Annotated in this window: 15 protein-coding genes; 6 read left to right on the forward strand and 9 right to left on the reverse strand. The window is 46.9% G+C overall.

What is annotated here, in order from left to right:
• Positions 1-309 precede the first annotated feature (309 nt).
• The 3 genes from rpsG to HB364_RS24805 form a co-directional block, all read right to left on the reverse strand.
• Positions 310-777: a 30S ribosomal protein S7 gene (gene rpsG / locus HB364_RS24795; protein WP_167291015.1), complete on the reverse strand. Its 468-nt coding sequence runs from the start codon at positions 775-777 to the stop codon at positions 310-312.
• Between the two features lie 103 nt (positions 778-880).
• Positions 881-1,261, reverse strand: coding sequence for a 30S ribosomal protein S12 (rpsL, locus tag HB364_RS24800; protein WP_054281116.1), 381 nt, complete (start codon positions 1,259-1,261; stop codon positions 881-883).
• Between the two features lie 107 nt (positions 1,262-1,368).
• Complete coding sequence (locus HB364_RS24805; protein ID WP_167291016.1) at positions 1,369-2,433, reverse strand: branched-chain amino acid aminotransferase; 1,065 nt, start codon at positions 2,431-2,433, stop codon at positions 1,369-1,371.
• Positions 2,434-2,586: 153 nt separating this feature from the next.
• Between HB364_RS24805 and HB364_RS24810 the strand changes: the two genes are divergently transcribed.
• From HB364_RS24810 to HB364_RS24830, 5 genes are all read left to right on the forward strand, one after another.
• Positions 2,587-3,270 (forward strand): hypothetical protein, encoded by a 684-nt coding sequence (locus tag HB364_RS24810; RefSeq protein ID WP_167291017.1) that lies wholly within the window; start codon positions 2,587-2,589, stop codon positions 3,268-3,270.
• Positions 3,267-3,863, forward strand: a complete 597-nt coding sequence (gene rdgB, locus HB364_RS24815; protein ID WP_167291018.1) for an RdgB/HAM1 family non-canonical purine NTP pyrophosphatase — start codon at positions 3,267-3,269, stop codon at positions 3,861-3,863. The genes HB364_RS24810 and rdgB overlap by 4 nt, the downstream gene beginning before the upstream one ends.
• Before the next feature lie 121 nt (positions 3,864-3,984).
• A complete protein-coding gene (locus HB364_RS24820) occupies positions 3,985-4,491 on the forward strand; it encodes an RNA polymerase sigma factor (protein WP_262889838.1) in 507 nt (168 codons plus the stop codon).
• A 1-nt stretch (position 4,492) separates the two neighbouring features.
• Positions 4,493-5,413, forward strand: a complete 921-nt coding sequence (locus HB364_RS24825; protein WP_167291020.1) for a hypothetical protein — start codon at positions 4,493-4,495, stop codon at positions 5,411-5,413.
• 88 nt (positions 5,414-5,501) lie between these two features.
• Positions 5,502-5,927: an acyl-CoA thioesterase gene (locus HB364_RS24830; RefSeq protein WP_167291021.1), complete on the forward strand. Its 426-nt coding sequence runs from the start codon at positions 5,502-5,504 to the stop codon at positions 5,925-5,927.
• Here the strand turns inward: HB364_RS24830 and HB364_RS24835 are convergent.
• The 3 genes from HB364_RS24835 to HB364_RS24845 all read right to left on the reverse strand — a co-directional run bounded on the left by HB364_RS24835 (position 5,924) and on the right by HB364_RS24845 (position 8,983).
• Positions 5,924-6,658, reverse strand: coding sequence for a shikimate dehydrogenase family protein (locus HB364_RS24835; RefSeq protein WP_167291022.1), 735 nt, complete (start codon positions 6,656-6,658; stop codon positions 5,924-5,926). The two genes, HB364_RS24830 and HB364_RS24835, sit on opposite strands and share 4 nt — an antisense overlap.
• Entirely contained in the window at positions 6,658-7,428 is a 771-nt protein-coding gene (locus tag HB364_RS24840) for a phosphosulfolactate synthase (RefSeq protein ID WP_167291023.1), read from the reverse strand. Before HB364_RS24840 ends, HB364_RS24835 begins: the two co-directional genes overlap by 1 nt.
• Positions 7,429-7,561: 133 nt before the next feature.
• Positions 7,562-8,983: a tetratricopeptide repeat protein gene (locus HB364_RS24845; protein ID WP_167291024.1), complete on the reverse strand. Its 1,422-nt coding sequence runs from the start codon at positions 8,981-8,983 to the stop codon at positions 7,562-7,564.
• A 302-nt stretch (positions 8,984-9,285) separates the two neighbouring features.
• Between HB364_RS24845 and HB364_RS24850 the strand changes: the two genes are divergently transcribed.
• Positions 9,286-9,630, forward strand: coding sequence for a hypothetical protein (locus tag HB364_RS24850; protein WP_167291025.1), 345 nt, complete (start codon positions 9,286-9,288; stop codon positions 9,628-9,630).
• A 32-nt stretch (positions 9,631-9,662) separates the two neighbouring features.
• Here HB364_RS24850 and HB364_RS24855 read toward each other — a convergent pair whose 3' ends face one another.
• The 3 genes from HB364_RS24855 to HB364_RS24865 form a co-directional block, all read right to left on the reverse strand.
• A complete protein-coding gene (locus tag HB364_RS24855; RefSeq protein WP_167291026.1) occupies positions 9,663-10,316 on the reverse strand; it encodes a hypothetical protein in 654 nt (217 codons plus the stop codon).
• 262 nt (positions 10,317-10,578) lie between these two features.
• Positions 10,579-12,417 (reverse strand): membrane protein insertase YidC, encoded by a 1,839-nt coding sequence (gene yidC / locus HB364_RS24860; protein WP_167291027.1) that lies wholly within the window; start codon positions 12,415-12,417, stop codon positions 10,579-10,581.
• 228 nt (positions 12,418-12,645) lie between these two features.
• Positions 12,646-14,295 carry a CTP synthase gene (locus tag HB364_RS24865; protein WP_167291028.1) on the reverse strand — a complete coding sequence of 550 codons (1,650 nt, stop codon included), beginning with the start codon at positions 14,293-14,295 and terminating at the stop codon, positions 12,646-12,648.
• Between the last annotated feature and the right edge of the window lie 125 nt (positions 14,296-14,420).

The raw sequence follows: 14,420 nt of genomic DNA on the forward strand, positions 1-14,420 counted from the left end.
ACGAGAATAAAGTAAGCAGGTTTTAATCATTAATGCAAGCCTGTCTGGATAACTTATCACAAAAACCTATATCCATTTGAGTTATCGCAAACACATGCTTATTTTTAAGATGTTCAATATGTCTGATTTACACGATGTTTAACCTGTTGAGGTGGTCAAAAAAGCCTCACATTAAAATTTTGATAACCAGCCGGATAAATCTGGATAAATTGATGCAAGCGTATCGTGTGGGCACTGTAGTAAATAAAAAAGACCGTTCACGTATATGTGAACGGTCCCGAATATGATGCCTTTACAGGTAGCTGTAGATTATACTTTGAAGTGAGCGAAAGCCTTGTTGGCTTCAGCCATACGGTGTGTATCTTCTTTCTTTTTGAAAGCACCACCTTCACCTTTGGCAGCGGCTACTACTTCGTTGGCCAGTTTCTCTGCCATGCTACGGCCATTTCTTTCGCGGCTGTAGCGGATGAGCCATTTAATGCTCAGTGATATCTTCCTGTCTGCACGTACTTCAGCAGGAATCTGGAAAGTAGCACCACCGATACGACGGCTGCGTACTTCAACGGCCGGAGTAACGTTGGATAAAGCTTTTTTCCATATTTCATAGCCATTTTCACCAGTTACTTTGGATACACGATCCATTGCATCATAGAAAATAGTGAATGCCGTATTCTTTTTACCCTGCCACATCAGGTTATTCACAAAACGTGTTACCAGCGCATCACTGTATTTTGCATCTGGCGCCGGGGCAATTTTTTTGGCTTTAGTCTTCCTCATTGTTATCGCTTGTTATTAAGTTAGACCGATCCTGCCGGTCCAGTTTTATCTTACTTTAGTTGTTATCCACGGAATGCGGTGAGTTACGTAAACCGTGACGGCTTTATTTCTTAGCCTTTTCACGTTTAGTACCGTATTTGGAACGGCTCTTCTTACGATCCTTCACACCGGCAGTATCCAGGCTACCGCGTACGATATGGTAACGTACACCTGGTAAGTCCTTCACACGACCGCCACGAACCAACACAATGGAGTGCTCCTGCAGGTTATGACCTTCACCGGGTATATAGGCAATCACCTCTACTTTATTCGTTAAACGTACCTTGGCTACTTTACGCAAAGCCGAGTTAGGCTTTTTGGGAGTAGTTGTATATACACGGGTGCATACACCGCGACGGAACGGACAGCTATCCAAAGCCCTTGATTTGCTCTTGGCCTTGATGATCTCTCTTCCTTTTCTAACCAATTGTTGAATTGTAGGCATTCTGAACCTTTTATTTTTGGGACGGCAAAGGTAAACCTCAGCCGGTTAAATACCAAATCTTAATCAGGGATTTTGAGGATTTCTCCCATTTCCTGTGGATAAGTCCTTTATATCTTAAACATCCAGCCATGCGTATCGGCCGTTTTGCCCTCCCGGATATCGTCCAGGCGGCGTTTCATTTCAGGGGCTGCTTTCCACTCATCGACATTAAAAGTCATCACAAAGTCTTTGTATTTCAGCTCCTTAATGGGAGAAATGGTGGCGGCTGTACCGGTGCCGAATACTTCCTGCAACTGGCCGGCCTTATAAGCCTCGATCATTTCTTCAATGTTAACAGGCCGTTCTTCCACCGTCAGTCCCATTTCCCGTAAAATGGTGATGGCGCTGTCGCGGGTAATACCGGCCAGGATGGTACCGGCGCTGAGGTCGGGGGTAACCGCCTTATTGCCCAGGATGAAGAATACGTTCATGGTGCCTATCTCCTGCACATATTTGTGCTCGGCTGCGTCTGTCCACAACACCTGGTCATACCCTTTGCTTTTAGCTTCGGCAGTCACCATCATGCTGGCGCCATAGTTACCGGCTACCTTGGCAAAGCCTACGCCACCGGGAGCGGCACGGGTATATTTTTCTTCCACATAGATCCGCGCAGGAGCCGCATAATAGGGGCCTGTGGGACTGAGGATGATCATAAACTTATAGCTGTCAGACGCTTTTACACCAATCACCTCATCCGAAGAAAACATAAAAGGACGGATGTAGAGGGAGTGGTTTTCTTTGGCCGGGATCCAGTTCTTATCCACAGCGATCAACTGGCGCATGCCTTCGATGAACAGTTCTTCCGGCACTTCGGGCATTTGCATGCGGGTGGCTGATATGTTAAAACGCTTGTAATTGTCGTAAGGACGGAAGATAAAAGCCTCTCCATCTTTATTACGATAAGCCTTAATACCTTCAAAAATAGCCTGTCCGTAGTGCAGGGAGGCCAGGGCCGGGCTTAATACCAGGGGTTGGTAGGGCTTGATCTCCACGTTCTTCCATTCGCCGTTCTCATAGTCGGCTTCCAGCATGTGGTCGGTAAAATACTTACCAAAAGGAATGTTTTCCAATGGAATATCATTCAATTTGCTCCGCTCAATTTTTGTCACAGGTATGCTATATGCATCGATCATAATCCAGTATTTTTGGACCACAAAGAAACAATTAAACTTTTTGCCTGCAAAAAATCCAGGCATCTTTTACTAACAAATGTTAGCGTAAAGAAGAAGTCTGAGGTCGGAAGTCTGAAGTCAGCGCTTCAGCGGCGAAAAGAAATAAATAACTCTATGTCAGCATATAATGTTCAGTTACCAGGTGTTGTGATTGCAGGCCTCTACAAAAGGTTGGTGATACAGGGTACGGGAGAAGTGGTGGAAACGGCGCCTGCCACGTCGGGAAGGCAGGATTCGAACCTGCGCCCCCCGGTAGATGAAACGCCGGTAAAAGCGGCCCCGGCGGCTGTGCAAGAAGCGCCCCAACCAGTGACGCCTGCATCGCCGGTTACGGGCAAAGCTGATACGGCAGCAATTCCTGCCGTACAGGAAGAAGCCGTACCAGCAAGTGCCTCCCCTGCTTATAAATTCCTGGGCAATAACCGGCAGCGTGTTGCGGTTATCGTGCGGTTTGCGGGAGAAGCCTTTTTGCCGGAACAGCATTTACAGATGCTGACCAAGATGCTGGGAGCCTGTAAGCTGAACCTGGGCGATGTGGCCATTGTAAATGATGCCACCCTGCCAGTGAACATGAATACGTTGAAGGAACAATTGTCGCCCCAACGGGTGTTACTGTTTGGTATAGCGCCTGACGAGACAGGCCTGCCGCTCAACTTCCCCTACTTCAAGGACCAGGAGTATGCCGGCACAACGTACCTGTACACCCCCTCACTGGAAGAACTGAATCAGGAAACAGAGGAAGGGAAATTGTTGAAAAGAAGACTGTGGGAATGTTTGAAGAAAATCTTTGGCGTATGATTACATTAATATTTGCGACTAACAATGCCCATAAAGTGCAGGAGATCCAGGCAGCCATTGGCGACCAGATCAGGGTGATCAGCCTGCAGGAAGCCGGTATTGATGTGGACATTCCCGAACCACATGATACACTGGAAGAGAATGCCACGGAGAAATCACGTACCATCCGGCAAATGACAGGCGAAAACTGTTTCAGCGAAGATACAGGGCTGGAAGTAGACGCCTTAGCGGGTGAGCCCGGCGTTAAAAGCGCCCGCTATGCAGGAGAAGATAAGTCTTTCGACAAGAATATAGAGAAACTGCTCACCAAACTGGGCAATAATCCCAACCGCAGGGCAAGATTCCGTACGGTGGTATCGTTATTCTGGGAAGGACGGGAATACCTTTTTGAGGGTATTTGCGAGGGCACTATTATTGGGGAGAAAAAGGGTACAGCAGGGTTTGGCTATGACCCGGTTTTTGTTCCGGAAGGAAGTACCCGTACTTTTGCCGAGATGAGCCTGGAAGAGAAGGGAGTATTCAGTCACCGGAAAAAAGCCGCCACAAAGCTGGTTTCCTTTTTGCAGGGTATGGTGCAACAAGCTAAAACCTGACAGGTTTAAACCATCTGCCCTGTAAAATTCATATTATTTAATAAAAAATTTGGACTCGAAAAGCAACTATAACATTTCTGAATCCGACTTGATAAAGGGCTGTATTGCGGGAGACAGGCGTATGCAGGAAGAGCTGTATCGCAGGTTTGCACCAAAAATGTATGCTGTGTGTCTGCGCTATGCCAATAATACCAATGATGCCCAGGACCTGTTACAGGAAGGATTTATCAAGGTGTATAAGAATCTGCATCGTTTCCGCGCAGAGGGGTCATTTGAAGGATGGGTAAGAAGGGTATTTGTCAACACTTCTATAGAACACTTCCGCAAAAAGTCGGCCCAGTTATCCAGCGTCAGCGAACGGGAAGAGAACACGATCGAAGACGCGGATATAACAGCACTGGACAGCCTGGCAGAAAAGGATATCATTAATATTGTACAGGAACTTTCACCCGGCTACCGCACTGTATTTAACCTGTATGTGGTAGAAGGGTATTCACATAAAGAGATCGGACAGCTGTTGGGCATCAGTGAGGGAACGAGCAAGTCACAATTGGCCAGGGCCAAGTCTATTTTGCAAAAGAAAATAACCCAGTATTTAAACGATACTAAAAAGTCCTTTACCCGTTAATATGTCTTCTAACGCGCCAAATATTCTCTTCCACCACGAAACCCCACCACCTCCCGGTGTATGGGACGCTATCAGCGCCCGGCTGGATGCAGAGTTTGATGCACAGGAAATAAAGATCGCCGATAAGTTATACGATTGGGAAACACCTCCCCCACCCGGCGCCTGGGAAAATATTATGCAGGCTTTACCGGTAATCCCTTCAACCACCGAAGCACCTGCCAAAGTAGTTCGTCTCCCTTTTCGTAAAGTAGCCATTGCTGCAGCCATACTGGCTATTGTAGGCTTCCTTACCTGGAATTTCCTGAACAGCACGATGAGCGACCCGGTAGTACAGCATAACCAGGCAACACCCGCTTCCAACGATCCTGCTGATAACACTAATGATATTACGGTACAGCCTTCCCTGCCGGCTATTGACGCTTCCATTGGCGGCCGCCGCAGGCGCACCACCTTCAATGTGGCACGCCGGGTCAATGCCTCCACGGTGCTCGCTGCCAATTATGTTGACAGGCATGTACCGGAAGAGGTAACGGATGATATTCATTATGCCGGCGTGCAGGACCTGCGAGCAGCAGCCACCACTTCCCGTAATGGCATTAAGGCCCCCCCTATCAAGGATGCGAATGGCAATATTATCCTGGATTACAGCCTTATTACTTCACGCGATGGTAATTATATCACGATCACCTGTCCCAATGGTGAACAGGCGCGCCTTTCCACCAAGTTCCTTCCCCTGCTGACTTACCTGAATGCCGCTACAGAGCCGGCTGGGTATTTTGATGCGATCATCCGGGAGAACGATGTGTGGAAGGACCGTTTCAGCCAGTGGCGCTATAAGCTGATGCAACAGGAATCTTTTGTTCCGGGCGCAACCAATTTCCTGGACATTATGGCATTGAAGGACCTGATTGAGGAGAATTAGGCAACGAGGCATAGAGGCAGCAAGGCAACGAGGAAATACAAGTTACATTACGATAGCACACGCATAAACGAATACACGAATATTATTCATGGCACGCATTAAAGTAGAGCTACCTGATACCTTTTCTTTCTCCACTATTATCCCTGTACGTATTACCGACGTCAATTATGGCGGGCATGTAGGCAATGACACCCTGCTCTCTATTATACATGAAGCGCGGGTACAGTTCCTCCAGCATTATGGCTATGAAGAGTTGAATATAGCCGGCATTGGCCTTATTATGAGTGATGTGGCCATTGAATTCAAACAGGAGCTCTTTTATCCCGATCAGATAAAGGCGTCTGTTACCGCCAACGATTTTACCAAAGTTTCCTTCGACCTCTGTTATAAGCTGGAAAAAGAAATGGAAGGCAAAACGGTATTGGTAGCTGCTGCGAAGACGGGCATGGTGTGTTATGACTATGATAAAAAGAAGGTGACTGCCGTGCCGGAAGGATTGAAATTCCGGTCTTAACTATTCCATATTCTCCAACTCTCTTCCGCCTGGATCACCAGCATATCAGCACCATTCTTGATCACTGCGCCCTGCTCCTCCCCTTTTTGCAGGAATAATGTTTTGGCAGGATTGTATACCAGGTCAAACAGGTAGTGTTGGGGAGTAAGCGCTGTATAAGGCAAAGGAGGGCATTCTTCTGTTTTGGGGTACATGCCCAGCGGGGTGGTATTCACAATGAGCGTGTATTGCTGCAGGAGCTCAGGCGTTACCTGCTCATAGCTGATCTGCCGCCCGGAGAAAGGATTGCGCGACACTTCCCGGAAGATGATACCAAGTTTTTCCAACACATAATGGATGGCTTTGGCGGCGCCGCCGGTTCCCAATACAAGGGCTTTCCGGTGATGCGATTCCAGCAAAGGCCGGAGTGATTGTTCAAATCCTGTTACATCGGTATTGTAACCATGCAGGAGCCCGCCTGTGATCTTAATACAATTGCAGGCGCCGATCTTTTTTACCACATCGTCCTGGTCGTGCAGGAAAGGGATGACCTTTTCTTTATACGGAATGGTAACGTTCAGGCCGGCCAGGTTGGGATTTTGTTCCAGCACTGACCTGAGCCCGTCAATATTTTCCAGGGGAAAGTTCTGGTATACGCAATCAGCAATATGTTCTTCCCTGAATTTATCCATAAAGAATTTCTGGGAAAAAGAGTGGCTCAACGGGTAACCGATTAGCCCGAACTGTCTCATCAGGCTTCTTCTTTGTTGAGGAATAAATCGAATGTATCGCCCCTGAGGCCAATCCGCATGGCTTCGAGGGAGATCATTTCAGTAGGCGCAATGTTACCAAGGTTCACATTGCATCCCAGGAGCTCAATAAAATATAATTGCTGGGCTTTCTGCGGCGCTTCCCACAGTATTTTCTCACCGGGGATCTGGGTGAGTATTTCCTGTACAAGGCCTTCCCGCACTTCACCACTGCCACGGTAGATACCCACATTACCGGCCTCACGGGCTTCGGCAATAACATAAGTAGCACCGGCATTGAGTTCGGCCCGCATGAGCTCGATCCATTTATAAGGTGGGATGATGTGTGCAGCATCTTTGCTGCCTACTTCACTGAGGATGGTGCCATGCTTGGTAAGCTTTTCGATGTAGCCACATTTTTCTGCATGGGGAATGGTGATGGACCCATCACTTACTTCCATGTACTCTATGCCATAGTCCTTGCAAACGGCAATGTAGTCATTGAACTGGTTGCGCACCAGGAATGCTTCAAATAAGGTACCGCCGAAATAGATGGGTATATTATACGATTGATAAACTTGTATTTTCTCACGCAGGTTGGGCGTTACGAAGGAAGTCCCAAATCCCAGTTTTACGATATCTACATGTGGCCCTGACACGCTCAGGAAATTATGTACTTCAGGAATACTGAGGCCTTTATCCATTACCATGGTAATGCCGTTGGTACGGGGCTTAAGGTTTCTATCAGGAATCTGTGTGAGGTTGAAATTCATTCGCTGGATTTTACTATTACGATTTTCTGAAGCCGCAAAAATAGGGAAGAAATGGATACAAGGGCACAGGAAAGACCAACAGGTCCCGTGACAGGACAACTGATATAGCATTAGCGATCAGCAAAACCCGGAATTACTGTGGTTTGTTTTTCTTGTAGCGGGCTACCACATCCACTACCATCTGGTGCTGGAGGATAGCAGGATTGAGCTGTACGAGTTTTTTAACCATCTTGGGCGCTACGTTCATAGCGTTTTCCAGTTGCAGCAGGGCTTCCTTGACCTTGCCCAATGCGAAGTAAACACCGCAGAGGTAAAAGAGGAAGATGGGTTTACCTTCTGTCATTTTAATGGCCGCTTTCACCTGTTCAAGCGCCTCTTCGTAGAACTCTCCATTATAGAGGCAGCGGATAAGCGCTTCCCAACTGGATATGTTACGGGGCCGCTGGCGCACCACATTGGAAAAATATTGTATAGCTTCCCTGAACTCTCCCATCTGCATTTTGCATTCTCCCATGGCCATATTGTATTCCGGCTGCATGCGGTGGATCTGCAGGGCTGTTTCCAGGTGCTTGATGGCGGTGGTCCACTGGGCTTCGTTGATATAGGTGCAGGCTACTTTATAATGGAGCTTGCTGTCTTCTACGTTGAGGTGCGATGCCTTACGGTAATAGAACCTTGCCTGTGCAAAGTTCTTCATACGGTCGTAACAATGGCCGATGGCTTCGTAGATGACATCTTCCGGACGTGAAAGCTCCAGCACTTTTTCCAGTACTTCAATGGCATCTTTATACTTGCGCATCCTGATATATGCATCACCCATATTGCGGTATGCATAATCAAATTTCTCATCTATAACGATGGCGTATTTATAAGCATCTATGGCTTTCTCATAGAGCTTGAGACCCTGGTAGGCAGCAGCGAGGTTGAACCAGGCCAGCTCACTGTAAGGATATTCTTCAATGATCTGCTGGTGCAGGCGGATGCTCTCTTCATTGCGGCCGGTAAAGTCGGTCCAGAAACAGATCTTATAGAGCGCCTCTTCATTATTGGGCTCCTGCTCCAGGATGAGCTTCAGGCAATCAAATATTTTATCGAATTCTTCGTAATCGTCGTATACATCAGCCAGTTCAAACAGCAGCTCTATACGCTCCTGCCCTTCGAATAACTGCAGGGCATTTTCCAGCAATTGCACGGCTTTTTCCTGCTGATCGAGGGCCAGGTAGGCATCGGTCTTTAATATGTACAGGTTGATATCGTTGCTGTCCAGCAGCTCGGCATGCTCCAGGATCCTTAATGCTTCATGGTAATGCCGGGTGGCGATGAGCAGGTCGGCCTTTTTGATGAGCAACATGGCCGAATAAGGATATTGCTCAATACCTAATTCAGCGGCTTCCAATGCCTGCTGCAGGTCTTCCCGGTCATCAAAATAATCTATAATACGTTCAAAGGCTTCCTCATCCAGAAAGGAATGGCTGCGGCCCGATTTGAGGTTTTGAAACTGCTTTACCAATTCCCTAAGTTCCTCGTTATCATTGCGTGATGGATTGTCTCTCATGTAATTCAGTAAAGGTTTATGTAAAATACTTTTTTCAGGAATGGATACCAATTTTTTCTTATTGACAGGATGTTAATAAGTGTTTTGCAAAGAGGTGATTCAGAATATTTTAACAGTAGGGTGCAACATTCCCGAAAAAAGTGGTGTCATTTTTTATGGATTCTGTAACATTTCAGCATCCTTAATCGTATAACAGTTAAAGAGACCTTAAACTTTTTGGATAATCGGTTAAAGGTTTCTAAAATTTTTTCAATATTTTTGCGTTAATTATGAAGGCAAACTCTACTCTTAAATTTAACCACATGCTTAAAAAGACCCTCATCAGTTGTGCGATGATTGGGGCGGTTGCACTTGCTGCTGTAGCCAGCAGCGGTGGTGGTAAAAAGAAGTCTGAGGCGCCGCTTAAGCCCATCTACACACCTATCAGAACCACTAATGGTTTTACGCTCAAGGCTGGTCCTTCCTACACAGGAAGCCATATCCTGAGTGCTGAACGTAACCGGAATTTCATCACCTACAGTACTGTAGTTACCTACCAGAAAGGCAATACTGTTTACATTATGCCGCAGCAGGTAAGGATGAACACGAAACCGGCGTTCAGGAATAATCTCAATCTGTTAGACCTTAAAATAAAGCTTCATAAGTAGGCTTTACTGATTAAAAGGTCATAAAATTCACGCTAGTTCATCTTCTTGCTCTCATCGTAGGTCATCTCACGATAGCCGCTTTTAGGTATGTCAAACTTGGAGGCAGGCACCGGGTTGAGGTTGATCTTGGACACGGTGTATTTGATGGTAAGCTTGCCCTGCACCAGTTCATATTCCAGGGGTAACCCATTGAGGTTCCTGAACTGGGAGTCATAATCCTTATTTTCGGGGATAATATCTGTTGTATAATATACGGTAAAGGAAGTTCCATCGGCCAGTTTTGCTTCGGCCTTGGTACAGTTATAACCCGCTATTACTTTGGTCTCCTTGGTATCGGTAAATGTCATGCCGTTGTACCGCTTGTTCTTTTCGGTCCAGTTCTCGGCCGTCATCCTGATCAACAATTTCTGCCCGCTTACTTCCCGCAATACGACGGCTGTACTTGTTTTTGAATCATGAATCGTAGTAGAAGAGAAAAGGGCGCTCACCATTTCCACCCGGCTCATGGGGCCTTTGAGGTAAACGGTGGCAGTAGCCCCATCCAGCGCATCGGCCATTTTAGGTTCTTTGCTGCCAGAGGATATAGAAGCATCATATACGAGGGTCAGCTCAGAAACTTTCTTCTGCCCGGCCGCTGTAAGCAGCAGGAGCAGGTTCAGCGTGAAGAGACCTATGCACTTTTTCATGTTGTTCAGGTTGATGAGTTGTCCTAAAGACGAGACAGATGATCGAAACCGTTGCCTAAAATAGCAACAAGCAGCCAATTTAAGATAGTATTGGCCTGGTTTTTAACGAAATACTTGGGGAAATAGTGTTGAAGAAGAAGCCAGAATTCAGAATCCAGAATCCAGGAGCCGAAAACTGTATAGGCAGGATATAAAAAAACCGGCTGGAATATCGCTCCAACCGGTTATTAATATTTTACTCGCAATTCTGGATTCTGGATTCTTACTTCTTCCCTTGTTGCTTGGTCTTCGCTTCCTGCATCTTCTTTTGCTGTTCCTGCATTTGCTCCAGGCGTTCGGCCCATTTGGACTTTGTTTTGGGCTTCTTACGGGCCGCTTCAATCTTACCTACCAGTTTATCATGGTTAATGATGTAGTTCTGTATCACAAACTGCAGGATGAGCGTAATGATGTTGGACACGGTATAGTACCAGGTTAAGGCCGCCGGCAACTTATTGAATACAAACAAGAGGATGAAAGGGAAGATATAAGGCATGTACTTCAAAGCCGGGTTGCCCTGATCGGGTGTTGAAGACATGTTATAGAACGAGATCAGGAAGCTGGTGATACAGGCAGTCAGCGTAAATAAACTGATGTGATTGCCTAAGCCCCATATCTCAAAAGGGAACTGGAATAATATGTCATAAGAAGCCAGGTTCTTTGCCCACAGGAACTCTTCACCGCGCAGGGAGATGTTGGAGTTAAAGAAACTATACAAGGCGAAGAAGATGGGGATCTGCAATAAGCTGGGTAAGCAGCCGGCAAACTGGTTCACACCTGCTTCCCGGAGGAATTTCATTTGCTCCATGGCAAACTGCTGCTGATCGGGGTATTTCTCTTTCAGCTTGGCTATATCAGGCTTTAAGATCTTCATTTTAGCGCTGGTAAGGTAGCCGGGATACATTAATGGTGAAGTAGCCAACCTGATGAAGAGGGTGAGTAACAGGATAACCATACCCATGCTGCCTATGAAGCTGTTGAAGAAGTTGAACACCGGCATTACAATGTATTTGTTAATGGGGCGTACAAAGGCATACATGTCCCGGCCGAGGTTGATGACCTTATCCATTTCCGGCACCGGCTGATTTCTCAGGATGCGGTAGTCATTGGGACCGAAATAGAGTTGCATCGGGAAAAGGGCATCAGCCCCTAATGGCAGCTTTGCCTGTAAAGTAGTGGTTACATCAGCAATTTTACCAGTCGTATCGCTATCGCCATGCCTTGACCACCTTATCTCTCCTGCTGTAAAAGCATTAGCATTCTTAGCAGACAGCGTAGTATTAAAGAACTGCTGGGATACGCCCACCCATTGCACCGGCTTCTCAAATTTCTTTTCTGTTTTTGACATGATGTAGTCGAAATCATTGTCGCTGTAAAAACAGATATTGGTTTGCAGGCGCTCATATTTCACATCACTCTCATGACGCATCGGGCGCGACTGCCAGGTAAGGTTGAAAGCACCTTGCGACAGCAATTTGTCGGCACCGCCGATCTGTACATTCCAGTCAACGAGGTAATCGTTGGGCCTGAGCGTGAATTTATGTACCAATGTACCTGTGGGGAGCGGCAACTGGAAGGTTATCGTTTGGCTATTATCAGCATTTTTTACTACCTGCCCCACATTGAAATAAAGATCAGATACCTGCGCAGGGAGATTAGGACCTGCATTGACGGGATAGGAGATCTTATCAAAGGAAGTACCATTGAGTACCACCAGGCTGCTGTCGAATGATTTGTAGTTCTTGAGCTGTACTTTACCGGGTTGGCCGCCTTTATTGGTAAAGGTGATCTTTATGACCTCATTCTCTACAGTTACCAGGTTTTCCACGCCCTGATTGCGCTGGGCAATGGAATCATTACCAAAAATAGCTTTGATGGTAGTATCCTTCTTAGCTATGGCAGCCACAGAATCCAACCCCCTTTGTACCCTGGCAACAGAATCTTCATAATGTTGCCGCTGAGACTGCAACTCATGAGAGTTCCTGGTAGAGATAAACAGGTAAACAAATAGTAGCCCTGCCAATAAAACAAAGCCAATGATCGTATTGCGATCCATGTTCATTAGTACAAAAGTTTAAGGAGGTGCAAAGATAGGGGAATCTGAGTTCCGGGTTTCGGGTTTAGCGTTTCGGGTTTGGGGTCCTGTGCCTCAAAGGGGCTCATAAACCGGTAATAAGTCGTCTGTGAGGTATGAAATATTACAGGCACCTTGAATAATGGTAAATTTCCATTCTTCAAGGTGCCTGTAGCGCGGAGCAACCCGGAATCCGAAACCCGGAACCCGAAATTGCTATATCATTTCACTTTGCAGCAAAGGGTTTTTGACTGCATTTTTCTGATCGGCGTATTCTTTGGCGGCCTTTATAAAGTGTACGAATAAAGGATGCGGATTCTCCACCGTACTCTTTAATTCAGGATGGTATTGAACCCCAATGAAGAAAGGATGCCTGGGCAGTTCAACGATCTCTACCAGGCCGCTCTCCGGGTTCTTACCGCTGGCTACCATACCGGCCTCTTCAAAGCGCGTAAGGTATTGGTTATTAAACTCCCAGCGATGCCTGTGACGCTCTGTGATGTTTTCCTTACCATAGATACGGCGGGCAAGGCTGCCTTCGAGTGTTTGGCAGGTATAGGAACCGAGCCGCATGGTGCCTCCTTTGGCGGTGATCTTCTTCTGTTCTTCCATGAGGTCAATGACCGGATCGGGCGTTTGGAGGTCCATTTCAGTGGAATGGGCATTTTTTAATCCGAGCACGTCGCGGGCATATTCGATCACCGACATCTGCATACCAAGGCAGATACCGAAGAAAGGCAGGTTGTTTTCCCGGGCATATTTAACGGCAATGATCTTACCTTCCACACCCCGGTGGCCAAAACCAGGTGCCACGAGCAAACCATCCAGGTTAGCCAGCTTTTCTGCTACGTTATCATCGGTGATAAACTCACTGTGTACGTTGACAACCTGTACTTTACATTCATTGATGGCGCCGGCATGCACAAATGCTTCAAGGATGGATTTGTAGGCATCCTGCAGCTCTATGTATTTACCAATAAGGCCAATGGTCACCTGGCTCTTGGGGTATTTCAGTTTGTCGAGGAATTCTTTCCAGCGGTGAAGATCGGGCTCATTCTGCAGGCCGATGTTGAGCTTTTTCATACAGATGAGGTCCAGCTTTTCCCGCATCATGGCCAGCGGCACTTCATAGATGGTAGGCGCATCGGCTGCCTCTATCACGGCTTCCTGCTTCACATTACAGAAGAGCGCTATTTTACGGCGCAGGTCGGGCGAGAGGGGCCTTTCTGTTCTGCAAACGATGATATCGGGATGGACGCCTTCCTGGCTCAGCATTTTCACGCTGTGCTGTGTTGGCTTGGTTTTCAGCTCTTTAGCAGCTTTTAAGTAAGGGATGAGGGTGAGGTGTACCACTACCGTATCTTCTTCCGGAAGCTCCCACTGTAACTGACGCAGGGCCTCTATGAAGGGCAGGCTCTCGATATCCCCTACCGTTCCACCCAGTTCAGTGATGATGACATCGTATTCATTGTTTTTACCCAGCAGCAGCATCCTGCGTTTGATCTCATCAGTAATGTGGGGGATGACCTGCACGGTTTTCCCGAGGAAGGCCCCTTCCCGTTCCTTGTTGATGACTGTCTGGTAAATACGGCCGGTGGTAACGTTATTGGCCTGTGTGGTAAAGATGTTCAGGAAACGCTCATAGTGACCCAGGTCAAGGTCAGTTTCTGCCCCATCTTCGGTTACATAACATTCCCCATGCTCGTAGGGATTGAGTGTACCGGGGTCTACGTTGATGTAGGGATCAAATTTCTGAATGGTGACCCTTAATCCTCTTGCCTGCAATAGCTTGGCTAATGATGCGGCAATGATCCCTTTACCCAATGAAGAAGTTACGCCTCCCGTAACAAAAATGTACTTGGCCATAATATATAGTCTTAATCAGTTTACAATGCTATTGTTAACAGTCACTATAGGACAGGTACAAAACAATAAGCCACACACACATCGCCGGTGCTCCCTGTAAAATTGACGCACAGGGGTTATTACGA

This window comes from Paraflavitalea devenefica, assembly GCF_011759375.1.
Lineage (GTDB): Bacteria > Bacteroidota > Bacteroidia > Chitinophagales > Chitinophagaceae > Paraflavitalea > Paraflavitalea devenefica.

Excerpts from the sequence above, each read along its gene's own strand:
- rpsG (WP_167291015.1), bottom strand. The coding sequence starts at position 777 with ATGAGGAAGACTAAAGCCAAAAAAATTGCCCCGGCGCCAGATGCAAAA.
- rpsL (WP_054281116.1), bottom strand. The coding sequence starts at position 1,261 with ATGCCTACAATTCAACAATTGGTTAGAAAAGGAAGAGAGATCATCAAG.
- HB364_RS24805 (WP_167291016.1), bottom strand. The coding sequence starts at position 2,433 with ATGATCGATGCATATAGCATACCTGTGACAAAAATTGAGCGGAGCAAA.
- HB364_RS24810 (WP_167291017.1), top strand. The coding sequence starts at position 2,587 with ATGTCAGCATATAATGTTCAGTTACCAGGTGTTGTGATTGCAGGCCTC.
- rdgB (WP_167291018.1), top strand. The coding sequence starts at position 3,267 with ATGATTACATTAATATTTGCGACTAACAATGCCCATAAAGTGCAGGAG.
- HB364_RS24820 (WP_262889838.1), top strand. The coding sequence starts at position 3,985 with ATGCAGGAAGAGCTGTATCGCAGGTTTGCACCAAAAATGTATGCTGTG.
- HB364_RS24825 (WP_167291020.1), top strand. The coding sequence starts at position 4,493 with ATGTCTTCTAACGCGCCAAATATTCTCTTCCACCACGAAACCCCACCA.
- HB364_RS24830 (WP_167291021.1), top strand. The coding sequence starts at position 5,502 with ATGGCACGCATTAAAGTAGAGCTACCTGATACCTTTTCTTTCTCCACT.
- HB364_RS24835 (WP_167291022.1), bottom strand. The coding sequence starts at position 6,658 with ATGAGACAGTTCGGGCTAATCGGTTACCCGTTGAGCCACTCTTTTTCC.
- HB364_RS24840 (WP_167291023.1), bottom strand. The coding sequence starts at position 7,428 with ATGAATTTCAACCTCACACAGATTCCTGATAGAAACCTTAAGCCCCGT.
- HB364_RS24845 (WP_167291024.1), bottom strand. The coding sequence starts at position 8,983 with ATGAGAGACAATCCATCACGCAATGATAACGAGGAACTTAGGGAATTG.
- HB364_RS24850 (WP_167291025.1), top strand. The coding sequence starts at position 9,286 with ATGCTTAAAAAGACCCTCATCAGTTGTGCGATGATTGGGGCGGTTGCA.
- HB364_RS24855 (WP_167291026.1), bottom strand. The coding sequence starts at position 10,316 with ATGAAAAAGTGCATAGGTCTCTTCACGCTGAACCTGCTCCTGCTGCTT.
- yidC (WP_167291027.1), bottom strand. The coding sequence starts at position 12,417 with ATGAACATGGATCGCAATACGATCATTGGCTTTGTTTTATTGGCAGGG.
- HB364_RS24865 (WP_167291028.1), bottom strand. The coding sequence starts at position 14,295 with ATGGCCAAGTACATTTTTGTTACGGGAGGCGTAACTTCTTCATTGGGT.